The sequence below is a fragment of the Aliterella atlantica CENA595 genome (assembly GCF_000952155.1).
Taxonomy (GTDB): Bacteria; Cyanobacteriota; Cyanobacteriia; order Cyanobacteriales; family Chroococcidiopsidaceae; genus Aliterella; species Aliterella atlantica.
Window position 1 is genome coordinate 82,737 of the sequence record NZ_JYON01000015.1, and the last position, 22,444, is coordinate 105,180.

Below are 22,444 nucleotides of genomic sequence, written 5' to 3' on the forward strand. Positions count from 1 at the left end.
AATCGAAAATACCTGCATCCAAAGTCAAATTATGCTGACCACGCTTCTCGGAAATCGGCATAGAGAGTCAGCCCTCCGTCAATAAATAAAGTTTGTCCTGTGATGTAAGCAGCCTCCTCAGATGCCAGAAAAGCAACCGCAGCAGCCATCTCCTCTGCCGTTCCAGCACGACCCATAGGAATATGACTTTCTACAACTGCTTTCTGTTGTGGGTCGTTTACCCAAGCTTCGTTAATTGGCGTAATGGTGGCTCCAGGCGCGATCGCATTGACGCGAATTCCACGCTCGGCATACTCTAGCGCCAGTGTTTTCGTCAGATTTTCCACTCCCCCTTTGCTGATTGAATAGCTAGCATAAAAAGGTCGAGGAATCTTTTCGTGAACGCTAGAGACATTGATAATAATGCCACGATTTCGAGACAGGAAATGCTTAATGGCTTCACGCGCACATAAGAAAGCACCGCGAAGATTTACAGACAACACGTTATCAAAATCGAGGGTAGGAATTTCATGCGATGGACACTCTAGCTGAATTCCGGCATTGTTGATGAGAATATCCAAGCTGCCAAATTGCTCGACAACCGCATTCACCATCTCGATAATATCTGCTTCTTGAGAAACATCACCTTGAACGAGTAGCGATTTCACGCCGCATTCTTCAACTTGTCCGCAAGCTTTTTGCATTGCTATTTCTTCTGTTTCTTCGGCACCTTCAGGACTCTTGCGGTAGTTGATGGCAATATTGCAACCTTCAGTAGCTAGTCGAATTGCGATCGCTTGCCCAATGCCGGAACTAGCTCCGGTAATTAGTGCATTTTTCCCTGCTAATCCTTGCATTACAAGTCTTCTCCTAAAAACACGACAGGAACGCTTTCAACGATGACTAAGTAACTCGACGATAGTTGATACCTTACGAAGTGTATTAAACACTGATAGAAATGCAATTTTGATGATTCATAGATTTATCTTGAACTCTTTAAAGATTAAAAATGTCTGCCAATGGTTATGTTCATATCGAATCATCAAACCGATGAGCTGGCATTCCGGGGAAAACTGTTGAGAGGCGAAACAAATCACCTGCAAAGAATCCTTGTTGAATTTCTTTTTGACTTAGCCCAACTGATGCAGAGGTGATATAAAGATCGGTTAGATCGGTGCCTCCAAAAGTGGGACAGGTAGGACGCTGCACTGGCATTTTCACCTGGAGTATTTCTTGCCCTATTGAATTGAAGCAGACAATACACCAACCATCCCAGAGTGCAGACCAGAGATTCCCTTGCCGATCGATCGCTAGCCCATCAGGTTCTACTGCTTCATTACTTAGGTCAACCACTATACGGCGATCGCTAATTGAACCGCTTTGCGGATCGAAGCGATAGGCAAAAATTTTGTGTTGAGCCGAGTCAGTTAGGTAAAAAGTTGCTCCATCTGGACTCCAACCTAGCCCGTTAGAAATAGTTAACCCTGTTTCCATTAGGTGCAGGGAACCATCTGGATCGTAGCGGTAGAGGGCTGCTTGTCCTGGTATTTCGCTGACGGAGCCAATCCAAAAGCGTCCTTGAGGATCGCATTTGCCATCATTGAAGCGGGTATCGGGATGGGGAAATTCAATTTGGTACAAGTGTTCTATGCTTCCTATCTGGAGATCTAGGAATACGAGGCGATCGCGCAGAGCCACCAGTAATCGATCTTTGCCAGAGCAAGCGATCGCGCTAACTACGCTGTCTAGGTCGAAGTAGCGATCGCGTCCGCTAGTGGGGTCAAACTCATGCACTCGCTGGTTGTAAACGTCCACCCAGTAGAGCCGTTGATTAGTCTCATCCCAAAGAGGACATTCCCCTAAACGGGCGCGAGCAGAAAGAACATTTTGAACCGATGATTGGATTAAAGTCATGGATAGTTACCCTATTTTATACAAGTAATTTACAGGGAACCAAACCAATTCCCAGCAGTTGGAGGTGTTACCAAATATGCTGTCGGTCAATTCTCCCAGTCTTTCTTCTGCTGTCATCCATCTTTCAAAACAGCCCGTGCTTGATGCAATGCAAACCTTCTACCTTTTCAGTTAAGCCGATCGGGGTTGCCAAGGTTTTGCTTTCACCTCAATTTTGCCCGATCGCACAAGAGCATCCCAACAGGTACGATCGCCTTCCCGCCAAAATTTTAAGTCAACGATCGCATTGCCAACCTCTAGTCCAGAAAGCGTTATATCAGACAGCCAGTCTGGAAGATAAGGATCGACATAAAGGTAGCCACCAGGTGCGTCGGCTTGGATACCGAGCATTGACTGAAGCAATTGAAACACAGACGCGGCTGCCCAGCCATGTGGGACGTTCGCGTCTAGATACGGAACTGGGAACGTTCCTGGTCGGCACTCAATACCCGCATACAATTCTGGCAAGCGATCGCTAGCGAAATAGGTGCCAGCATTGAAAATGCCCTGTGCCACCTGTGCCGCTTCTAGGGCGAAGCCATAACGTTTAAAGCCTAGGGCAATGATACTATTGTCGTGAGGCCACACAGAACCCCGGTGATAGGAAAAGGGATTGCAAGCAGGGTTTTGAGTTGATAGAGTGCGAATGCCCCAACCAGTCCACATATCAGGTTGCAGGAGTCGCTGTACCACCCTTGCGGCACGATCGGGTCTAGCAATACCGCTCCAGAGGCAGTGTCCTGTATTGGAAGCTACAGAGCGCACTGGTTGCTTATCAGGGTCGAGGGCAAAGGCATAGCAGTCCAACTCCTCGCACCAGAATTTTTCTTCAAAGCGGTTTTGCAGAGCGGCGGCTTTGGTTCTGAGTGTGGCAGCGCGATCGCTTTCTCCCAACGCCTCAAAAACTTCCGCCATCCGCATTTGAGCATCAAACGCATAACCCTGGAGTTCGCACAGAGCTATAGGTGCTTTGACCTGGCTACCATCCGGGTAGACGATAGAGTCTCCCGAATCTTTCCAGCCTTGGTTTTCTATGCCGCGTGCAGAGCGGGTTTGATACTCTTGAAACCCGTCACCGTCGCGATCGCCATAGCGATCGATCCATTCTAGGCAACGTAATGCCGCTTCTCTGTGTTCTTGTAGCAGCGACTCATCCCCTAGCCATTTCCACGCTTCATGCAGCAAGATTAAAAATAGCGGCGTAGCATCGGCAGTACCGTAGTAGGGCGTGTGCGGCACTTGTCTTAAGTACGCAAGTTCCCCCCGACGAATTTCGTGCAAAATTTTCCCAGGTTCGGCATCGCGCCAATCATCGTCCTCGGTTGCCTGCAACTGTGCCAGTTTTTTCAGCGTTCCCCGCGCAAAATTGGCATGGGCGATCGTGGTTTGCAGGCTAACAATCAAACTGTCTCGCCCAAATAAAGTGACAAACTTGGGTACACCTGCCGCTGGTAGCCAAATATCAGGTTCAACATCATAATCGAATAAGCGCAGCGCCCCTATATCCTCAACAGATTGGCGGTAAAGGCGATTAACTGCCTCGTTACACGAGTTGACAGCCGTAACACTGTTCAGCCAATCGTGGTATAGTCTTTCTACTTCGGTGTTGATAATCTGGTTGTCCACCATTGCCTCGTAGCAAAAATTGACTGGCTTGCGAACGCGATCGTTGCCTGCTAAGGTATAGCCACAGCAGGCGTGCCAGGTTTCACTAGGTTGCAGCTTTATTTCAAAGGTAATGCGTCCGTTGGCAAAGTGCGGTGGGCAGGAGCAATTACTGATTTTGTAGGTCAGGCGACGAAAGAAATCTCCGTTGGTGTAAGTTGTAGATAGCTCGTTATTTTCTTCATCCCAACGAGTTTCAAGCCGTCCTCGTCGCACGAATTGACGCGACTCCACTTCAAAAATATCGGCAAAGTCCGATCGCAGCGCAATTTCTAAATTAAACTGGACGGATGCAAGTCCATAATTAATCAGGTCAAGGTCTTCGTGAACTCCCTCTTGCACCGTGCGACTAATCGCCAATGACAGCGTTCCAGCAGGAATCTTGCCATCTCTAGACGTAAACTCTGGATTGGTTAGCTCAATTCGAGCAGCGTAGTAGGTGGGTGTTGTCGAGGTCAGACGCTCCCAGGCATGACCGTCTATATAGCAGGCATAGTAGCTCAAAAAGCGAGTGTCGTCGGAGAAGATGCCAAAATAACTGTTGGGCTGAATTTGTCCCGCCAGGTCAGTTACCATAAAGGTACTGCTATGATTAATTCTTAAAATCGGTTTTTCAATACTAATCCGCATACATTGCTCCTGCTATCAACGTCTGTATGCTTGTTCGTGCCTAAGAGGGGTCGAGAAATCTGTTGTTTTAGTATTAAATTGACATTTCAAACTTGTAGTGACTTAAACTGTAACACCTCTGTTTGAAAGAACTTGCTGTAACTGGGCTTCTCGATCTTTGGTTAGCGAGGTACGCGATACTTTACCGCCAATGCCAACTGCTGCTAACACCTTATTCCCGTAACTTTTAATACCTTGCGCGATCGCGCTCTACGTCCCAAATGTGCAATGTACAACATGACAGCGCGATCGCGCTGTTCTTTTTACCTTGTAACTACAGGTGTTTGATTCCAACTACCAGAGAAAACAAACTCTATTAAAGGTTTGCGCTCTTTTAGGGCATTCTCTGGTTGCTGCAACTTTATATCTGCAATTACAAGAGTGCTATTTACTACTGATCTAACCAGCTAAATAGCCCTAGTGCAGTCACGCTCCCAACAAAATGAGCGCCAATCAGATTGACGTTTGCTAATACTACAAAAATATCCAACGGACGAATAAAATTCTTGGATGTATAAACTGCAACGCCTTGAGGTATTGCTATAGCCTTTGCTGCGACCACAGCAATAGTTAGTTCCGATGCTAAAAAAGCCAAGCCAAGACCGATCGAACTCACAATTAATCCTGTATTTAATACTCGAATTACATCTTGTTTTGTGGGGTGTAATTCACGACTAGGTGACTGTAAAAGCTTGTCCAAACGCCTGTAACGAAAAGACAAATACAGCCTGAAGCACAGCACTAAAATTCCACAAATCCCTAAAAAAACGCCAAACCCCATGACGGGATTTGTCGTTGTTTGGACAGTAACATTGCGGCTAAATACAGCCAACAGTAAAGCTAAAAAAGATACAGCACCGAGTGCTAACTGTACCCAGAAGCTAATCCGCCTGACTACATGAAAAGTTGCGGCAAATCGTTGTTTAGTCGGTGCAGGTAAGTAGGAGTTTAATTCACTTGTCATATTTGTTTTTCTTAAGAATGATAAAATGTTTTTTGTCTGCAATCAAAGTTTTCATTCAACAGTTCTACGCTTGAAGGATAGCGCCAAAAGTTGCTAATAACTTCTACTTTTAGCTAGATGAAGCTGCTGGTAATTGTTCTGGTCTAACTGTAATAGTTTGAGGTAAATTATTGCGGCTAACTTCAAATTGCAAAGTGCTTCCTCTTGGCGTTGCTTCTATTTGATCTTGCACTTGGTCGGCGTTTTGAACTGTTGCTCCTTTGACTTGGGTAATCACATCGCCAGGTCGTAAACCACCACGCGCTGCTGGAGAATTAGCAGCTACATCTACGATTAAAACTCCTTGCTCGCGATCTACTTTAAAACCAAGATTGCTTTGGTTGATTTCTTGAGCAATAGCAGGTGTCAATTCAATCAAACGAATGCCTATGTAGGGATGATAAACTTGACCAGTGGCGATTAATTGGTTGGCAACCCGCTGTGCTGTGTCAATTGGTATTGCAAAGCCCAATCCTTGCGCGCCGCCAATAATTGCTGTATTCACACCAATTACCGCTCCTTGCTCATTTAGTAATGGTCCGCCAGAGTTACCCGGATTAATTGCCGTATCGGTTTGGATAAAATCAAGGCGCTTGTCTCGAATACCGATATCAGAGCCACTGCGTCCAGTAGCACTAACAATACCTTGAGTAACTGTGTTATTTAAACCTAAAGGATTACCAATGGCGATCGCCCATTGTCCGGCAACTATATTATCAGAATTTGCTAGTTGAACTGTGGGTAAATTATTTGCTTCAATTTTGACTACAGCTACATCTGTGACTGGATCTGCACCGATAACTTTACCAGCATAACTTCTGCCTTCCCTGAGAGTAACTGTAACTTCATCGGCATTTTCCACAACATGGGCATTAGTCAAAAGGCGACCATCGGCACTAATAATAAATCCAGAACCACTGCCGCGTACGATTCGCTGCTGAGGTACTTCGCTACCAAAAAAACGCTCCAATAAAGAATCTCTATTTTCCGGCGCAGCGAGGGTGCGGGTGGCATCGATACGCACCACTGCTGGACCTGCCTTTTGAGCAACCTCGGCAACAAAATTGATATTATTCGGCTGGGTGGCAACTTGATTAGGCGAATTTTGTTGAGTATTGCTGGCATCAGGTTGTGTTTGTGTAGCTTGCCTATTTCTAATATCAGTACATCCTATACTGCTGCCAATAATCAACATTGCTAGATAGAGCTTAGGTTCTCTCTTGAAACACTTCATAGTTATAAAACTCACCTGTATCAGTATATTTGGTAGCAAGTGAATTATTCATACATTTTTCACTGATTACCCTATATTTTTTACATAATTAGCTTATAAAAATAATTTATTTTCAAAATCATCTTTAAGTATTAAGTAGTTTATTTTCAAAATCATCTTTAAGTGGTAAGTAGTCAATTAATTAAAGATACAATTACTACTAATAATACTTAAGTTTTTAAATAAAATGCATATTCATACTTTGGGTAGATATAGTAAATGACCATAATTTGATTTTTATTAATTAAGTGTTTTAAAACAACTTGAATAGGATTGATATGGTTCTTTACAAACTCAAAGATTTCGATTCAGATTACCAAGACGCTGCTGGTCGTGATGATATTGTCGGGCTTGATGTTTACACAGACCAAGATGATGAAAAGGTTGGTAGCGTCAAAAACATTTTAGTTGATGAAGCAGGTCGTTTCCGGTATTTAGTTGTTGATACGGGATTTTGGATTTTTGGCAAGCAAGTATTACTGCCTGTTGGGCGTACTCGGATTTTTCCTAGTAGCAAACGGGTGTATGCTTTAGGTTTCACTAAAGAGCAAGCACAGAATCTGCCTGAGTTTAATGATGACTTAAGAATCGATAACGATTATGAAGAGCAAGTAAGAGGAGTTTATCGCACTGCGCCCATAGAAAGGTCAGCAGCTTTGGAATCATCAGCACCTTTAGACACACCGAAGGCATATCAAGCTCCTACAACAGAAGCTATCCCCGCTCCGGCTCCTGCTGCAAATTATGACCGAAGTACCTACACTTACGAGCAAGAGCCACATCTGTACGATATCAACCATCAAGATCAACAAACGCTCAAATTGTACGAAGAGAGGCTAGTTGCATCCAAACAGCGCCGCAGTGCAGGAGAAGTAGCAATTGGCAAACGTGTCGAAACCGAAACAGCACAAGTTTCAGTTCCCATCGAAAGAGAGCAAGTTGTGATTGAGCGAGTGACTCCAACTAATGCTGGTACGCCAGTTTCGCCTACTACTGGTGCTTTCCAGGAAGGGGAAGTAGCACACGTGCAACTCTACGAAGAAACTCCTGATATTCGCAAAGAAACCGTTGTGGGTGAGGAAGTAAGAATCAGGAAAGAGGTAGAGCAAGATACTGTTGAAGCCCAAGAAACAGTCCGCCGCGAAAAGCTAGATATTAATACCCAAAATCCTTCAGATGTAGATAGAAGAATCTAAGGATTTTTCATTTAATAATCTTTAGGTATGGCGACATCTGAGATGCCCTCTTTTAATATGGGTATCTTCAGATGTTATTAATAGCTGATGCAAATATTTGCTACTGCAAGTCATGTTTATCTCCGACTGGCTTTTGAGCAAATAGAGATGCTTTTAATGGAATGCGGTTTTTCGAGCTTAGAATGACTGCACCATATTGAAAGGTCGAGCGAGAGATTAACTATAGATTATTCACTATAACTAATTTTAGTGAATGTAATGCTGTCGTTAAGCTTTTTTAGGGGTACTCTAGCGTAAATATCTATGTGGGAAGAAGCCTGGCAACTGTTGGAAAAGTCCATTATTTACTATCAAGGGCGACCAATTGGTACGCTTGCGGCTCAAGACCCTCAACTGCAAGCACTTAATTACGACCAGTGTTTTGTTCGCGATTTCGTCCCCTGTGCTTTGCTATTTCTCATGCATGGCAGAACCCAAATCGTGCGAAACTTCTTAATCGAAACGCTAGCAATGCAACAAAACCACGATCGCGAAATGGATTGCTTTGCGCCAGGACCAGGTTTGATGCCCGCTAGCTTTAAAGTACAACACGATGGCACGCAGGAATTTATCGTAGCTGATTTTGGCGAAAGCGCGATCGCTCGCGTTCCTCCGGTTGATTCTTGTTTGTGGTGGATGCTGCTATTACGAGCTTACGTTAAAGCCACAGGAGATATTGCGCTTGCTCATCAAGAGGATGTACAAACGGGAATCAAACTGATTCTAGATTTGTGTCTAGCGCATCGGTTTTCCATGTATCCTACCTTGCCAGTTCTCGATGGTGCGTTTATGATCGACCGTCGGATGGGAGTTGGCGGGCATCCCTTGGAAATTCAAGTATTGTTCTATGCTGCTTTGCGGACAGCAAAAGAACTGTTATTGCCTGAAAATGGTGGCGACTTCTATCTTCAATCTGTTTCCCAAAGGTTGGGTGCTTTAAGATACCACATTCGCGAATACTACTGGTTAAATTTGCAGCGAGTCAATGAAATTTATCGTTTTAAAAATGACGAGTTTGGTAAAGAAGTAGCTAACAAATTCAACATTCATCCCGAATCAATCCCCGCATGGTTAACCCAGTGGTTGCCCGAAACAGCAGGCTACTTAGCAGGAAATTTGGGACCAGGACACATGGATTTTCGCTTTTTCGCCTTGGGCAACTTAATGGCGATTTTAGTTTCTCCAGCCAGCAGCGAGGAATCGCAAAGCATTATGAATTTATATGACGAGCGCACTTCAGATTTGATGGGATTTATGCCCTTGAAAATTTGCTTTCCGGCGGTAGAAGGAGTAGAGTGGCGGATTGTGACTGGCTCCGATCCCAAAAACATCCCTTGGTCTTATCACAATGGTGGCAACTGGCCCGTAATACTATGGCTATTTGCTGCTGCCGCGCAAAAAACAGGGCGGCAAGCACTGGCACAAAAAGCGATCGCTCTTGCCGAATCTCGTTTAGTTGAAGATAGATTTCCTGAGTATTATGACGGCAAGCAAGGACGATTGATAGGTAAAGAAGCCAGAATTTATCACACTTGGACGATTGCCGGATTGCTAGCTGCAAAAGAGATAATGAATAACCCAAAACATATCGAGTTATTCAGTTTCGATGAGGAAGCTGAAAGTCCAGTTTGTGGGTTGCGGTAAGGTAACGAAAAATCTACCACTACACTGTATAAAAAAAAGGAGCTCTATATGAGAGTTGAAGATCCTGAAGTTAGAGATAGAGAACGAACTGGTGGATCGGGAACAGAGATTGTAGTTGGTGTCTTGTTAGTGATTTTAGGACTAATCGCTATTGCTCGACCCTTATACGCAACGATTGCTTCGACTATGGTGTTTGGTTGGCTGTTCATTTTTGCGGGCATTGCTCAAATAGTCTATGCTTTTGGGTCAAAGGGAGCAGGTCAGGTTATTTGGAAAGTGCTGTTAGGTGTTCTCTATCTTGGCGCTGGCATTATTGTCTTATCCAACGTCCTTGGGGGAGCGATCGCACTCACGTTAATATTAGGAATTACCATCTTTGCTCAAGGCGTGCTGCAAACGATTTTAGCTTTCCAGATACGTCCTGCTCGTAGTTGGGGTTGGGTGTTATTCGGTGGAATTTTAGCAATTATTTTGGGGATTCTCCTTTGGTCGCAATGGCCCTTCAATGCACCTTGGCTGATCGGGACTTGGGTAGGAATTGTCCTTTTGTTTGATGGCATTAGGATGATTACCCTAGGTTCATTACCGCGTTATAACCAGCCTTGAGTGAGCGATCGCAGCTAACGCAATGCTTAAGAAAAACAATTAAGTTTAGGTTAAGCAGTCAAGCTAAAAGAGTGTAGTCCAACAATTCATCATCATGCAGTCGGCGTGTTTGTCGATCGCGCGTGCGATCGAATCTGCACTCTAGCAACTTGAACAGGCTGAATTCCCCATGCACAAAGTCTCTGTTGTTGCCAAACAAAGCGATCCTCAAAACTCTGAGATTCAGGCTGAAAACAAATTCAAGCGACATGAAACCATCCAAGAGCTAGAACATGACGTAATTGATGGTGGTGTCTTGGGTGGGATGACTGGAATACTTATTGGTCTGACAATGCTATTGGTTCTAGGTGTTGGGGCATCTCATTTTTGGGAGCCAAAGCCGCTGTCGTTGGGGCTTTGGTTGGAACATTCTATGCAGGTATTGCAGGGATGATTCTTGGGGCTGCATTCGGACAAGGCATCTCTACCAAACAAGCTCGTTTTTACGATGAGCAACTCGCTCAAGGGCATTACTTATTGGTGATTGAAGGTAGTGAGGCAAAATTGAAACAAGCCCAATCTATTCTCAAAGATCGGGGCGTGCAAAACTGGACGGAGCATCGAGTGCTGTAAAAAACTAATAATTCTCATCACACTTTAATTGCTGAGGGAGCATTTAACAATGAATCAATTTTTGGAAAAATATTCACCCTACATTTATGCAATTTTGCGAATAATTTCTGGTCTTATGTTTGCCATGCATGGTAGCCAGAAGGTGTTTGGTATACCAGGGGGCAAATCTCCAGTCCCTTTAGCTTCACTTTTAGGAGTGGGCGGAATTCTCGAACTCGTTTGCGGATTGCTGATTGCTCTAGGATTTCTAGCAAGTTATGCAGCTTTTGTTGCCAGTGGCGAAATGGCAGTCGCCTACTTCATGATGCACGCTTCACACGGATTTCTGCCAATCGTAAATCAAGGTGAGTTAGCGGTTCTTTACTGTTTCCTCTTCCTCTACATCGCTGCACGAGGAGCGGGAGTCTGGAGTATTACTTCTATCTTCGGAAGATCGAGGGCAATGTCTGCGGCGTTGGAATAAAAAGCTTTCATGGCGCTTGAGTGCATAGGTTTTGCGCCGAAAGTGCGGATGCGGTTTGATTTTCAACATTACTCAGCCTTGAGTGAGCGATCGCAAATGCTTTGCTTGGAAAAACCTTCCCAGTTGAATCCCAGGAGTGCATAAATGATTGGCTTTCTTGTTTCTGTTGTCGTCATTGCAATTAGTTTACTAATCATCTCAAAACTACCCACAGGTGTTGAAGTTGATAATCCTTGGATTGCGCTGATTGCTGGGGCAATTATCGGTGCGTTCAATGGCATCTGGAGTTTGTTTCCTGGTTGGTTTAGAGCTACCAATGCCATTTTAAGTTTGGGGTTGATTCCCCTAATCGGCAGGATAATTGTGTTTGGTCTGGCAGCTTGTTTGGTTGAGGGATTTCGCTTGCGATGGGGAATTGGCAGTGCAATTTTAGGAGCGATACCTTCGGTAAGCTTCGCTAACGCTCTTAGCATTGTCAACTCGATTCTCTTTTTCATTTTGCGCCAGCTTGGCTTGGTTGCAGTCTCGGTCAAGCAGGAGACAATCGTAGTTTATTTAAGTTTGCCCTGAATATTGCTCTTGTTCCCAGATGCGAACTGCATACCGATCGGAACCAAGAGTACCATCTGCTAAAAGCTACTATGTTGCAGTTGAAAGTATGAATTTTCTATTACTGTTGCTCAGGTGTTTTCTGAACGGGGCATCGGGAAGTAAGTGGTTGGTCAATTGACCAAATTGGCAGTCGATCGACTTGCTCAATAGTTTGCTTTACGTAAGGTATGCCATTGGGTGCGTTAGCGAAGCTTACCGAAGGTATCGCATCGCCAAAATACCCTTTAGATCCGGTATGTTCTCGATCGCCCACATTGCAAACGGTGTAGCGCCCTTGCCTTCGGGCTTGATTCACCGGAGACCCGACCACAAATCTCCATCGTGCTGGAAAGACTACACGCGGCAGCGTTTGTACCCAGTCTTGATTGCCATACAAGTGATACACATGATTTGCATGATTAAAGCCTGCTCTGCCCTCGAACGTGCCCCCGATCGACACATTCACGATCCGAGCTTTGGGAATCCAGTCCCGCAGATGCTCCGTTGTACCCAAGGCAACTTGAGTTCCACCACTTGTACTTATTAAAATCAAGTTAATTGGTTTATCAGCTTGAGCGATCGGATACGCGGCATTCATGCGATCGACGATTGTATAAGCAATGCTTAAGTTGTAAACTGGACCATAGCGATCGTCGGCTGAAATCGCAAACCGCCACAGATTACGCACTTGAACCAAAACATTGCTGAGTATGCCATTAGTTTCTTTTGAAGCTTGCCACAACGGAGCTAATAGATCTTGACTGAGATCTCGGTTAACTACAGAGTAAGGAAACACATCTCGCACGACAACACAGTTAGGATGGCGTTCTGCAAGGCGATCGATAAAATACTTTTCTCCTGACGTAATCTCATCGGGTGAAAAGTTCCCGACACCTGCTAGAAACACAATGTAGCAATCAATCTTTGTGGTTGGAGCATTGGTAGAAGGCTGAAGCAACACATCAGGCTTTTCCTCTTCGTTGTTCTCCAAACCTAAACTCTCGGCAGTTTGGTTAAGCCACCAGATAATCGTAGTGACTGGTGCTAGCATTCCCCAAAGCACGAAGAATCCAGCTATTAAGAGAATGAGCCTAAACGTTGTTCCACTCAATGCATGAACTGTGCGGTCGATCCACCTTGGCATCTTAGGATTTCTACTTAGTTGTTTATGTGAAGCTTGAGCGCGGCGATTCAAATTAGAGCAATTGACGAAATTTTACCAGCCATTATTGTAAAGGGCAGTGCCAGACAGCACTATTTTCCTTTAAAAAATGAAACCTACCGCTGATTGAGGACATCCTTTACTAATAGTTCCTTAATCCAAACTTGAGTTATAACCAGCAGCGGTAGAGCTAGGAACAAACCTAAAAATCCAAAGAAGCTAGCAAAAATTAGTTGAGATGCCAAGGTGACTGCTGGTAGCAGAGATACCTGTTTTTTCATAATCAGTGGTGTGAGGACGTTGCTTTCAACTTGCTGAATGATAATATAAACCACTAGCACTGCCACTGCTTTTCCGGGAGAATCAAGCAGAGCCAGTAAGATCGGTGGAATGGTACTTAGAGTAGGTCCAATATTGGGAATAAACGTTAATATACCCGATAGAACGCCATTGGCTAATGCCAATGGTACTTGCAAAATCAACAAGGCGATCGCATTCAAAACGGCAATTATACCCATGTTAAAGAGCGTGCCTGTGACCCAGCCGCCTAAGCTTACTTCACACTGCTGCAAGATCTCCGCAGCGCGGCGGCGGTATGAAGCTGGAAACAGTAGGATAAAACCCCGAAGATAGGGAGCAGGACTTGCAAGTAGCATGAGCGTTAAAACCAGCACGACTAAAACGTTGAGAATAATCCCCAGTGAATTAGAAAACAAAGTCAAGAAGTTGCCAAATAGGCTAAACATCAACGCTCGCAATTGTTGAGTCAATCCTCCCCAGTTACGGAGGTCTTGTACCACTTGCTCTGGAATCAACTCCTGTAGCCAGCTTGTCAAACTGCGTAACCTTTCTAATCCTTCAGGGGCTAGTTTGGCTAGCTCTGTCAATTGGTCTAGAAAAGGTGGAACTACTAAAATAAAAAAGCCAGCCAAAAGAAGTAGTACAATACTCACTGATAATAAGATCGCAATTGGTCGCTTGATGCGAAATCGCTGAAAGACGCGTACAAGTTGGTTCAATGCTACAGCGATCGCAATCGCTGTAAATACCAGTAAGAGGACTTGCCGGATTTGCCAGGAAATGTAGAGACAGACAATAAAAACAACTGAAGCGATCGCTTGTCCTATTCCCATAATTTTTCTTCCTATTCAAGTCGCGCTGTCGGTAACCTCTACGAGCAGGACAGTCAGCGGTTAGAGGTCAAGCGCTCGACTAAATTGGCAATTGATTAACCCGATTTAAGGTGTGTTTTAGATAAGAAGTCTGGTTAAATGCAATTGCTGCTTGGAAATATCCTTGAGATCTTAGAGTGTTCTCGATCGCCAATGATGAACTGCACGGTTAATCTATCTACGCATTCTAGAATTTTTCCGTTTGTTACTGAGGACGTAAACCTGAGTTGTTGAAGCTTGAACGCCATAGTTAAACTACCAAGTTGCCCAGAAATTTACGTCTACCCTCGGAATAGGATATTGTAAAGAAGCATACAGAATAATAGATCGTTCGAGATAGAGTTATTGTTGCTGTCAGTAAGGTACTTGATATGAAGCACGATGCTGCTAGAGATATGGGCGTGTGGCAAACGATTCGGGATGCTCTTACCCTCAATCCTCGTTTATCTAAATCCGTACAGGGCAATCAAAAAACTCGTCGCACCGCCTTCGCGATCGTGCTTCTAGCAGCGCTTTCCCGTTCGCTTGGAAGTACAGTGATTTCTCTATTGAACCGAGCCACATTACCGATACTTTTAGTCACTTTGGTGTTGGGAATCTTCACTGTCATTATTGGTTACTACTTCTGGACGTTCACAATCTGGAAACTTGGGCAGTGGTCAACGTTCTCCCGGAGGGAACCTCCGGGAACTGCGTTGACTTCGTTGAAGTTCAATCCACCGACGTATCGAGAGTTACTTATTCCAGTTGGATTTGCTTACTCGCCGCAAATTCTGGATGTTGTGACTATAATTCCGCTATTTGGTAGACCAATTGAACTAATCTTAGCAGCGTGGACGCTTTTAGCCGTTACGATCGCAGTTCATCGAGTCATGAGGATCGCGATTCTTCAGGCTGCCATCATTAGTTTCGTAAGTTTTCCTGTGATTCAGATTGTGTCAACTGCGATTCAGGTCATGTCACAACAGTTCAGAAATTAATCAATCTGCAAGCAATGAAAAAGTTGTTATCTATCGCTCGATAGAGACGGTGTCGATCTCTCAGCAAGTAAAATCCGCACAATCAATCGCAGACAACGCGAGACAATCTAGAGCAAGCGATAAATGAGCGATGAAACTTTCAGCCAGTTTTGGCAGCAGTTAGGAGAAATTCTGGCGCTGCATCCTGAAGCGTTTGAGCAAATTAACACGCAGCCTGGTGGTTCTACAGCAGCGATCGTTGTCTTAACGGCGTGTCTGTCTCAAGCTGTGGCTCAGAGTGTAGTTTTGTTTGCCAATCGAGTGAAACCGCTCCGCTTTGTTTTGACGCTGCTGATTGGAGCGATTATCTTTGCATTTGGTTATCTATTTCTGGTTCTTAGTACCTGGATTATTAGCTTTGCTCCCTTTACGGTTGAAGCTCCGTTTACGGTTGTAGAACGCACGCTCGGCGCAAGCTATGCCCCGCTAATTTTTAGTCTATTTGGAGCAATGCCTTACTTCGGCGAACCGATTCTCTCTGTGTTGTCGTTTTGGCACTTGCTGGCGATCGTCGTTGGGTTCGCGGCTGCTACTCATGCCAGCTTATGGCAAGCGTTTGGAACTGTGGGATTAGGGTGGCTGATGCTATGGGTATTGCAGCACACGATTGGGCAACCGATCGCTAATTTGGGGTACTGGCTCGTTTGTAAGGTAGCAGGCGTTGAGCTAGTAATTAAACGGCAGTCTTTTTTGATGCGATTGCAGCAAAATCTCCGCGCTTTTCCGCTCCCAGAGCAGTCCCCCGCGCAGATTGTAGCAACTGGAAATTCTGTGGTGTCTCCAGTTAGGGAGCCAGAAAACCAGGTCGAGCCTGCACTTAGCGTATTAGAACCTGCGGCGATTTTTCAAAACAACGCTGCCATTGCCACCTCAGTATCTTCTAAAGCCCCAAGTCGGTTATGGACGATTGCCGTTCAAGCACGGGATTATCTGATTTCGATCGGGGTAACGTCGATCGCGATCGTGCTACTTTCGCCGATTCGCGCCTGGTGGTTTGCTGAGTTTGAGCAATCTAGTCGGATTTCTCAATTTGTTGTTAGTTTAGTTTGGATTGGTGCGATCGCGCTCGTCGCGGCTGCGCTGCTTGCCCCTTGGGAAACTCTGGGCTGGTGGGCAGGTTGGTTAGGCGATAGCTTAGACCCATCTTCTGATTCCACGCAACCTCAAGCGACTAGCGCTCAAACCCCAGTCACTCGCTACGTGGTGTATCTCGATGGCATCGGGCAATCTACGCTTGATTACTTATCGGACAGTCAAGCCTTTGTAGACGCATTAGAACATAACCTGCCGCAGGACATAAAAGTAATCAAAGGCATTATGCCTTATTCGGTTCGCAATAACCCCTTGACTGAAAATCGTCCTCTTGCTTTCCTTTGGCGGCTAGCAGATCGGTTTCGGCTAAAAGATCCAACGAGCGTATTTGGCTACTTCGTCAATCTTCGCAATGTTCTGGCGGTTGCGGTTTCGGCAGATAAACGGTATGGTCTATTCTACAACTTGGGCATTGCTCGGATTATCTATCGATCGCTAATTCAACACGGTTACTCGATCGAGCAGAATGTGCCGATTACGCTGATTGGGTTTAGTGGTGGCGGACAAATGGCAGCTGGAGCCGCGCAATATCTGCGGCAAGTGTTAACTGCTCCGATCGATATCATTTCCCTTGGCGGCGTGATTAGTGGCAATATCAACATTCTCACGCTAGAGCATCTCTATCATTTGGTCGGGGACAAAGATGGAGTAGAACGAATCGGTCCTATCATGTTTCCTGGACGCTGGAAACTCGTTTTTCTGTCATACTGGAATCGCGCTCTTCGCATGGGAAAAGTGAGCCGGATTTCTCTAGGTCCGATTGGGCATCAACTTCCGGGTGGATTAATGGACGCGGAACAATTTTTACCGGACGGTCAGAGTCATCTACAGCAAACACTCGATAGAGTTAGAGAAATCTTACTTAGTACGGCTGATAGTTCCGACCGCGCCACTTCTCAGCAATTGAGTAACTACGATCGCTATCAGCAAGCTGCTTTCAATCAACCCCAGTTCTACCCGATTGCGCGATCGGTAGCATCCGAACATTACCGACCGATCGCGCAATGGATGGGACGATTGATTCTTCCGCCAAAAGATCGGCGACAAACGATTGCAGGTGTACTGTTTGAAGTTCATCACGCACCTATTGATTTTCAGGATTTAGTTGGACAAATCGTAACGCTGCGTTTTAGCGACGATCCCCAGGTGCAAGCATACGTTCAGGCAGTCACAAAAGACGTTCATTTTAGTCCTCAAGCTGAACACAGCATCCAACAGGGTAGAGTTCATCCCACTCGACTAAATCACTGGAGACAGGTCAATCCGTTAGAATCCCTGGCAGGAGCGCACCCCAATGACGATGCGATCGTGATGTTGCAAGATCCAGTCGTGGTAGACCGATCGACTTTTGTCCTGACGATCGATCTTGACCCTGTTCAAATTACAGGTCGCTACTATGGCTTAGTGAAATTTGTGCAACCGATTCAGCCAGGCGATTTGTTTGTGGCAATCCACTTCGATCGAACTTCAGGGCAATTCACTGGCGCAAAAGAAACAGTTTATTTGCCTCAAGTAGTTGCGAATCAAAATGATACCTACTCGTCCACCAGTCAAAACATCGAACAGTCTCCCCTCAACGATGCTGGATGGTATATCTACGGCGCGCCAGACGAGTCAGGACGGTTTATCGTACAGGCACTTGCTCCCCGAAGTTTGTTGCAGGTTGAACCCAATAGACAAATTGTGGGTGGATCGGCAGTCAAACACTATCTCAAAAAAGAGGCTTGGGACAATCTTGCTGCTCAGAAAGGTCAAATCAGTAAAGTAATCCTGAGTTACAACACCATTACCGAAAACACAATCTCTTGGCAAGAAGGAAAACGAGCATTACTGGTTCACATCTATGGTGGAATTGGCGGAAAAAAAACCGAACCTGCTGCGAAAAGTCCTCTTTACTTCGGTCACTTTGCTTACGGAATTGCCAAGGTGGTGCGAGACCCTCTAGCTGATGAATTGCGGTTTGAGATTGTTTATCACCAAATTTATACCCATAACCATGATGGATTGATTGCTGGAAGTCTGCATTGGTCGCGCTACATGGGCGATCGCCAATTCGGCTGGTTAGGATTGCGCCCGGTGTCCGATACAATACTCGAACTTGATGCCTTTACAGGTGATTACGAAACGGATGACGGTGAGAAGAAGTCGCCGCTCGATCGGTTAATTTATCAACTACAAATTATGGCGGCTCGCTACCGGATCGGCGATGGAACGGGCGGAACATTTGTTGGACCTGCATACAATTGCACTCAAGATTCTAATCAAGCACTGTATGCAGCAATGCGGCAAATTGTGCGATCGCTGCGCTCTCACCCCAATGTCCAGCAGTGGAAACAAGAACATCCCGACCAACTGCACCGATTAGAGCAGCTAGAACAGTTGAGCAAAGAGCTAAAGCGGCTCCTTTTGCCCTGGGGAATCGCCCGCGCTGACTGGAAGAATCAAGCTGAAGTGCTGGGCAGCACTCTAGAAGATCGTCCTCTTAGTAAAATCCGCCGAAGTTTATTGAGTTGGCGCACGATTTTACCTCGCCTCACCAGCGATGATGTGACTCAAGCGTTTCTAAAGCAGGGCGGCTCGGCGTGGGTCTTGCGAACAAATCAGGTGGGGGGAAACGATCTCGATATTGAACCGATTGCACCCATGACACTTTAGACACTTCGGTAATGGTCTATACCTGGATGCCTTTTTTTGTAATGTTCGCTACTAGGTGGGTTCTATCAACGATTTGATAGTTCATGCGCTCCCACACAAGAAAATTAACAAAAGATGCGATGCATCGTGTTCTCTTCCTTTAGCGTGAGCAGTACAGATGATTTCTCTGGTATTTTAGTCTACTACCTGTGATTTGAACGTATGCCGTTTCTTTTTACCGCTGTAGAATCGTTTTTGCTTTTTTTGGGACGCTCTATTGCTGTTTCCGTGACATCTACCACCACTACTTCTACCTGGCAATCAGACTTTTGTAGTTTTTTCTTACCGGGTAGGGTGAAGGTTCTTGAATTTACAAGAATATCTTCAATTTTTCGGATGATTCTATATGCTGTTGATTCATTTATGCCCCACGATTGCCCAATATGAACAGGAGTTCGGTACCTCTTAAGTATTCTAAAGTCATTAACACTTGGTCTTCCCAACTTAATTTCCCAGGTCGTCCTGTTTTCTTTTTTGACAGCCAGAAATAATGTCACTACCTCTACCATTTGATTAAAAGTCTCTGGTCGTACACCACATAAGTGCTTAAAGTATTCTGGTTTAAGGTTTTTTACCTGTTCGTAGGTCATCGATACTACCATCTCTCACCTACTTGTCTCATATCATTCAGCACTTTTGCAAGAAGTCTATTATTTCACTGTTTAATTTAATTGCAGTCGGAACATTTCTATGGGCACGAGAAACGACAGGTAATATTGATTTAGCACGGACAATGGCAGTGGATACATCAATTTCAGTAGAGACGTTCTACCTGTTGAGCATTAGCCAGTTTATTCTTTCAGTGATTGCCAAGCTGCTTACGCGCCTGCGCTTGGAGTTATCGCGATCGCGATCCTACAAACACTATTTAGTCAGTGGAGCGTAATGAATCAATTATTTCAAACGGTTCCTGTTACCACTACTCAAGAAGCGATTAGTATTGGTACAAGTCTACCCATTATTGTCATCTGTACTGTTACTAGAACGCTTCGACCGCCTCCGCTAATTTAGTTTAGTCTCGTTGATTTAAAGCTCTAAGCACCCTTCAATAATTTGTTATGCCAAACACTATCGCCCTGATTGCTCATACCAGTCGCACCGTCGATCTTACGCGCTTTGCATCGGCTCATGCACCCACATTATCGCGCTATCATCTCATGACAACTGCTGAAACCGCAGATCGGATTCAAGCTGCAACCGGACTGAATCTAGAGCCAAAACTGTCCGGTTCGCTTGGTGAGATTGCAGCTGAGGTCGCTAGTGGCAATGTTCTAGCGGTCATCTTTCTCGCTGATGCGATCGCAGTGCCGTGGGAACCCTCTTTAGATGTTTTATTGCAGTTTTGTAATGTGCATAATGTGGCGCTTGCTACGAATCTGGCGACAGCAGAAGCGATCGTTAAGCAACTTGCTAAAACGCGAGTGGCTCACCTAATCTTTAATCCTGTTGCGGGTCAAAGAGACGCAGGGCAAGATTTATTATTAATTCGAGAATTATTGGAACCGCATCTTAGCTTGAAGATTCATTCAACAACACCAGAGGTTGAGCCAGAGCAACTGGTCAAAGTCGCCATTGCTGCCAATGCCGATCTCATTATTGCTGCGGGTGGGGATGGAACGGTGTCGGCGGTAGCGGGTGCGCTAATTGGCAAAAGTATTCCATTAGGGATTATTCCCAGGGGCACAGCAAACGCCTTTGCGGTAGCATTGGGTATTCCAGCATTACTACCTGTGCGAAGTGCCTGCCAAGTCATTCTTGCCAATTGTACTCAAACTGTCGATGCTGCCTACTGTAACAATATCCCGATGATCTTGTTAGCAGGCATCGGTTATGAAGCAAATGTGGTAGAAACTGCCGATCGAGCCTTAAAAGATCGGTGGGGTACGCTTGCATATCTGATGGCAGGATGGCAGACGATCGATCGGCAGGAAGAGTTTGAAATTGAGATTGAGGCAGAGGAAAAAGTGCATCGATTTGAAGCGGGTGCGATAACGATCGCGAATGCTGCCCCACCGACATCCGTTCTTGCCCAGGGTGCAGGAGAAGTGTCGATCGATGATGGATTGCTAGATGTGACGGTCGTTACTGCTCAAAGCAAGCTGCAAGCCGTGACCACGATGCTCAGATTATTAGGGGCTGGAATTACGAAAACTCAACTGAATCAACAGAATGTGATTCACGGTCGAACTCGTCGTTTGAAGGTGACGACCAATCCGCCTCAGAAAGTCGTAGTGGATGGCGAAATCATTGGCACAACTCCAATCGAGGTGAAATGCGTTCCGAATGGACTAACGGTGCTGATTCCAGCATCATTAGCGTCATAGAAGCATTCATTTTACTGGACTTGCGATCGCAGATTCATCTGACTTATAAAATCGCCATAGTCTACCTTCAGTAGTAGACTGTGTATCAACACATCCATTAGTATCAGCTTGCTATGCTGTTGCGATCGCCTGCTGCGTTCGATTATCCTAGCTAAAACTATATGGAGGAGCGAATATGTCAAATCTGTTTGGTGTTTCCTTACCAACACCCACTAAACGACAATTTGCAGCAACTTTTCATGTAGTCAAGCATCTTAGCAACTGAGAAGATTTGAGAATTCTTTAAATGCACTAAGAGTAAATCGAATTGTTATTACATCAATAGATATTCCTTCATGAAGAGTATCAAGCGAACTCCTCAGCAACAACTCGTTATCCGTCTTGCCCGATTGTTTCCAGAAGCATTGTTCTATAAGGAAACATCTAATAAGGTTGTTGCTTTGACGATTGATGATGTGCCAACTCCGAACGAGGCGAACGATGAATCGACTCAACTAATTCTAGAGGCGATCGCCGTCCACAATCAAAGTATTGCGTCTTTGAGCGATCGCGTTCGGGCGACGTTTTTTATCATCAGCAACCATTTGTTTGACGGAACTATTCTACTCGATCGCATGGTTGAGCAAGGGCACGAAATTGGCAATCATGGACTGGCAGATGAAACAACAGCATTGCTGCATCCAGAGGTTTTTGCCGCCCAATTAAGTGCTGCCCATCGCTATATTTCAGCAAAGCTCCATCAGCCCCTACGGTGGTATCGTCCAGGACGAGGACTATACAATAAAACTATGCTGCGATGCCTACAACAACTGCCTGGATATGTTCCCCGATTTGCGCTGGCATCGATGTTGCCAGTAGATACCTTTAAACCAACTGATGATAGTGTATTTACGGCTTGGTATGTCGCTCAACATATTTTTCCAGGAGCAATTTTGGTGCTACATGGGGGTAATCCTGAACGCTCGAAACAAACTGCACAAGCCTTGCCATTGATTCTGAATGAATTGAAGCAACGCAATTATCGCACTGTAACCCTAAGTGAGCTATGGGACGGAGTCGAAATAACAGATTGAAACAAGAGGAGCTAGCAATCCTCAATTAGAAAGATGTGGATTTATTGTTCCCTACCTAGTCTTATTAAAATACCTGCCTATGAAAACAGAACATCTGCCTCAGCTTACGCTCGATTGAGAGCAGTTATTTTTCCACCACAGTTTCGATCGCTTCGTAGAAATCATTTCCAAGCCGAAACACAGGGATCTTCAATTATGCATTATTCAATTGCTAA

Annotated in this window: 20 protein-coding genes; 11 read left to right on the top strand and 9 right to left on the bottom strand. The window is 45.1% G+C overall.

Annotated elements, in window-relative coordinates; translation table 11 throughout:
- Window positions 1-29: 29 nt before the first annotated feature.
- From UH38_RS14825 to UH38_RS14845, 5 genes are all read right to left on the bottom strand, one after another.
- Complete coding sequence (locus UH38_RS14825) at window positions 30-836, bottom strand: glucose 1-dehydrogenase (protein WP_045055437.1); 807 nt, start codon at window positions 834-836, stop codon at window positions 30-32.
- A gap of 172 nt (window positions 837-1,008) precedes the next feature.
- A complete protein-coding gene (locus UH38_RS14830; protein ID WP_045055438.1) occupies window positions 1,009-1,893 on the bottom strand; it encodes an SMP-30/gluconolactonase/LRE family protein in 885 nt (294 codons plus the stop codon).
- A gap of 171 nt (window positions 1,894-2,064) precedes the next feature.
- Window positions 2,065-4,227 carry an amylo-alpha-1,6-glucosidase gene (locus UH38_RS14835; protein ID WP_045055439.1) on the bottom strand — a complete coding sequence of 721 codons (2,163 nt, stop codon included), beginning with the start codon at window positions 4,225-4,227 and terminating at the stop codon, window positions 2,065-2,067.
- 430 nt (window positions 4,228-4,657) lie between these two features.
- Entirely contained in the window at window positions 4,658-5,230 is a 573-nt protein-coding gene (locus UH38_RS14840) for a DUF3611 family protein (RefSeq protein ID WP_045055440.1), read from the bottom strand.
- A gap of 109 nt (window positions 5,231-5,339) precedes the next feature.
- A complete protein-coding gene (locus UH38_RS14845; RefSeq protein WP_045055441.1) occupies window positions 5,340-6,503 on the bottom strand; it encodes an HhoA/HhoB/HtrA family serine endopeptidase in 1,164 nt (387 codons plus the stop codon).
- A 317-nt stretch (window positions 6,504-6,820) separates the two neighbouring features.
- Here UH38_RS14845 and UH38_RS14850 point away from each other — a divergent pair, with 317 nt between their 5' ends.
- The 7 genes from UH38_RS14850 to UH38_RS14880 all read left to right on the top strand — a co-directional run bounded on the left by UH38_RS14850 (window position 6,821) and on the right by UH38_RS14880 (window position 11,672).
- Window positions 6,821-7,738 carry a DUF2382 domain-containing protein gene (locus tag UH38_RS14850; protein WP_045055442.1) on the top strand — a complete coding sequence of 306 codons (918 nt, stop codon included), beginning with the start codon at window positions 6,821-6,823 and terminating at the stop codon, window positions 7,736-7,738.
- Between the two features lie 303 nt (window positions 7,739-8,041).
- Entirely contained in the window at window positions 8,042-9,421 is a 1,380-nt protein-coding gene (locus UH38_RS14855) for a glycoside hydrolase 100 family protein (RefSeq protein ID WP_045055443.1), read from the top strand.
- 48 nt (window positions 9,422-9,469) lie between these two features.
- Window positions 9,470-10,027 carry an HdeD family acid-resistance protein gene (locus UH38_RS14860; protein WP_045055444.1) on the top strand — a complete coding sequence of 186 codons (558 nt, stop codon included), beginning with the start codon at window positions 9,470-9,472 and terminating at the stop codon, window positions 10,025-10,027.
- Between the two features lie 169 nt (window positions 10,028-10,196).
- Window positions 10,197-10,460, top strand: a complete 264-nt coding sequence (locus UH38_RS14865; protein ID WP_045055445.1) for a hypothetical protein — start codon at window positions 10,197-10,199, stop codon at window positions 10,458-10,460.
- On the top strand, window positions 10,457-10,639 hold the full coding sequence (locus UH38_RS14870; protein WP_045055446.1) for a hypothetical protein: 183 nt from the start codon (window positions 10,457-10,459) through the stop codon (window positions 10,637-10,639). Before UH38_RS14865 ends, UH38_RS14870 begins: the two co-directional genes overlap by 4 nt.
- A gap of 49 nt (window positions 10,640-10,688) precedes the next feature.
- Window positions 10,689-11,102, top strand: coding sequence for a DoxX family protein (locus UH38_RS14875; RefSeq protein WP_045055447.1), 414 nt, complete (start codon window positions 10,689-10,691; stop codon window positions 11,100-11,102).
- A gap of 144 nt (window positions 11,103-11,246) precedes the next feature.
- Window positions 11,247-11,672 carry a phage holin family protein gene (locus tag UH38_RS14880; RefSeq protein WP_045055448.1) on the top strand — a complete coding sequence of 142 codons (426 nt, stop codon included), beginning with the start codon at window positions 11,247-11,249 and terminating at the stop codon, window positions 11,670-11,672.
- Window positions 11,673-11,772: 100 nt separating this feature from the next.
- Here the strand turns inward: UH38_RS14880 and UH38_RS14885 are convergent, their stop codons facing one another.
- Both UH38_RS14885 and UH38_RS14890 read right to left on the bottom strand, forming a co-directional pair.
- Window positions 11,773-12,837 (bottom strand): hypothetical protein, encoded by a 1,065-nt coding sequence (locus tag UH38_RS14885; protein ID WP_045055449.1) that lies wholly within the window; start codon window positions 12,835-12,837, stop codon window positions 11,773-11,775.
- Between the two features lie 134 nt (window positions 12,838-12,971).
- On the bottom strand, window positions 12,972-13,988 hold the full coding sequence (locus tag UH38_RS14890) for an AI-2E family transporter (RefSeq protein WP_045055450.1): 1,017 nt from the start codon (window positions 13,986-13,988) through the stop codon (window positions 12,972-12,974).
- Window positions 13,989-14,398: 410 nt separating this feature from the next.
- Here UH38_RS14890 and UH38_RS14895 point away from each other — a divergent pair, with 410 nt between their 5' ends.
- Complete coding sequence (locus tag UH38_RS14895) at window positions 14,399-15,007, top strand: hypothetical protein (RefSeq protein WP_045055451.1); 609 nt, start codon at window positions 14,399-14,401, stop codon at window positions 15,005-15,007.
- A gap of 123 nt (window positions 15,008-15,130) precedes the next feature.
- Entirely contained in the window at window positions 15,131-18,793 is a 3,663-nt protein-coding gene (locus UH38_RS14900) for a CAAX amino protease (protein ID WP_045055452.1), read from the top strand.
- 182 nt (window positions 18,794-18,975) lie between these two features.
- Here UH38_RS14900 and UH38_RS14905 read toward each other — a convergent pair whose 3' ends face one another.
- The gene (locus tag UH38_RS14905; RefSeq protein WP_160295966.1) at window positions 18,976-19,422 is read right to left on the bottom strand and encodes a helix-turn-helix domain-containing protein; all 447 of its coding nucleotides are present in this window, start codon (window positions 19,420-19,422) and stop codon (window positions 18,976-18,978) included.
- A 468-nt stretch (window positions 19,423-19,890) separates the two neighbouring features.
- Here UH38_RS14905 and UH38_RS14910 point away from each other — a divergent pair, with 468 nt between their 5' ends.
- Window positions 19,891-21,156, top strand: a complete 1,266-nt coding sequence (locus tag UH38_RS14910) for a methylglyoxal synthase (protein WP_045055453.1) — start codon at window positions 19,891-19,893, stop codon at window positions 21,154-21,156.
- 11 nt (window positions 21,157-21,167) lie between these two features.
- Here the strand turns inward: UH38_RS14910 and UH38_RS26795 are convergent, their stop codons facing one another.
- The gene (locus tag UH38_RS26795) at window positions 21,168-21,338 is read right to left on the bottom strand and encodes a hypothetical protein (RefSeq protein ID WP_160295968.1); all 171 of its coding nucleotides are present in this window, start codon (window positions 21,336-21,338) and stop codon (window positions 21,168-21,170) included.
- A gap of 153 nt (window positions 21,339-21,491) precedes the next feature.
- Between UH38_RS26795 and UH38_RS14915 the strand changes: the two genes are divergently transcribed.
- Window positions 21,492-22,229, top strand: a complete 738-nt coding sequence (locus UH38_RS14915) for a polysaccharide deacetylase family protein (protein WP_045055454.1) — start codon at window positions 21,492-21,494, stop codon at window positions 22,227-22,229.
- Window positions 22,230-22,444 lie beyond the last annotated feature (215 nt).

What these genes read in the sequence shown, in the direction of transcription:
- UH38_RS14825 (WP_045055437.1), bottom strand. Translation starts at nt 836, where the DNA reads ATGCAAGGATTAGCAGGGAAAAATGCACTAATTACCGGAGCTAGTTCC.
- UH38_RS14830 (WP_045055438.1), bottom strand. Translation starts at nt 1,893, where the DNA reads ATGACTTTAATCCAATCATCGGTTCAAAATGTTCTTTCTGCTCGCGCC.
- UH38_RS14835 (WP_045055439.1), bottom strand. Translation starts at nt 4,227, where the DNA reads ATGCGGATTAGTATTGAAAAACCGATTTTAAGAATTAATCATAGCAGT.
- UH38_RS14840 (WP_045055440.1), bottom strand. Translation starts at nt 5,230, where the DNA reads ATGACAAGTGAATTAAACTCCTACTTACCTGCACCGACTAAACAACGA.
- UH38_RS14845 (WP_045055441.1), bottom strand. Translation starts at nt 6,503, where the DNA reads ATGAAGTGTTTCAAGAGAGAACCTAAGCTCTATCTAGCAATGTTGATT.
- UH38_RS14850 (WP_045055442.1), top strand. Translation starts at nt 6,821, where the DNA reads ATGGTTCTTTACAAACTCAAAGATTTCGATTCAGATTACCAAGACGCT.
- UH38_RS14855 (WP_045055443.1), top strand. Translation starts at nt 8,042, where the DNA reads ATGTGGGAAGAAGCCTGGCAACTGTTGGAAAAGTCCATTATTTACTAT.
- UH38_RS14860 (WP_045055444.1), top strand. Translation starts at nt 9,470, where the DNA reads ATGAGAGTTGAAGATCCTGAAGTTAGAGATAGAGAACGAACTGGTGGA.
- UH38_RS14865 (WP_045055445.1), top strand. Translation starts at nt 10,197, where the DNA reads ATGCACAAAGTCTCTGTTGTTGCCAAACAAAGCGATCCTCAAAACTCT.
- UH38_RS14870 (WP_045055446.1), top strand. Translation starts at nt 10,457, where the DNA reads ATGATTCTTGGGGCTGCATTCGGACAAGGCATCTCTACCAAACAAGCT.
- UH38_RS14875 (WP_045055447.1), top strand. Translation starts at nt 10,689, where the DNA reads ATGAATCAATTTTTGGAAAAATATTCACCCTACATTTATGCAATTTTG.
- UH38_RS14880 (WP_045055448.1), top strand. Translation starts at nt 11,247, where the DNA reads ATGATTGGCTTTCTTGTTTCTGTTGTCGTCATTGCAATTAGTTTACTA.
- UH38_RS14885 (WP_045055449.1), bottom strand. Translation starts at nt 12,837, where the DNA reads ATGCCAAGGTGGATCGACCGCACAGTTCATGCATTGAGTGGAACAACG.
- UH38_RS14890 (WP_045055450.1), bottom strand. Translation starts at nt 13,988, where the DNA reads ATGGGAATAGGACAAGCGATCGCTTCAGTTGTTTTTATTGTCTGTCTC.
- UH38_RS14895 (WP_045055451.1), top strand. Translation starts at nt 14,399, where the DNA reads ATGAAGCACGATGCTGCTAGAGATATGGGCGTGTGGCAAACGATTCGG.
- UH38_RS14900 (WP_045055452.1), top strand. Translation starts at nt 15,131, where the DNA reads ATGAGCGATGAAACTTTCAGCCAGTTTTGGCAGCAGTTAGGAGAAATT.
- UH38_RS14905 (WP_160295966.1), bottom strand. Translation starts at nt 19,422, where the DNA reads ATGACCTACGAACAGGTAAAAAACCTTAAACCAGAATACTTTAAGCAC.
- UH38_RS14910 (WP_045055453.1), top strand. Translation starts at nt 19,891, where the DNA reads ATGCCAAACACTATCGCCCTGATTGCTCATACCAGTCGCACCGTCGAT.
- UH38_RS14915 (WP_045055454.1), top strand. Translation starts at nt 21,492, where the DNA reads ATGAAGAGTATCAAGCGAACTCCTCAGCAACAACTCGTTATCCGTCTT.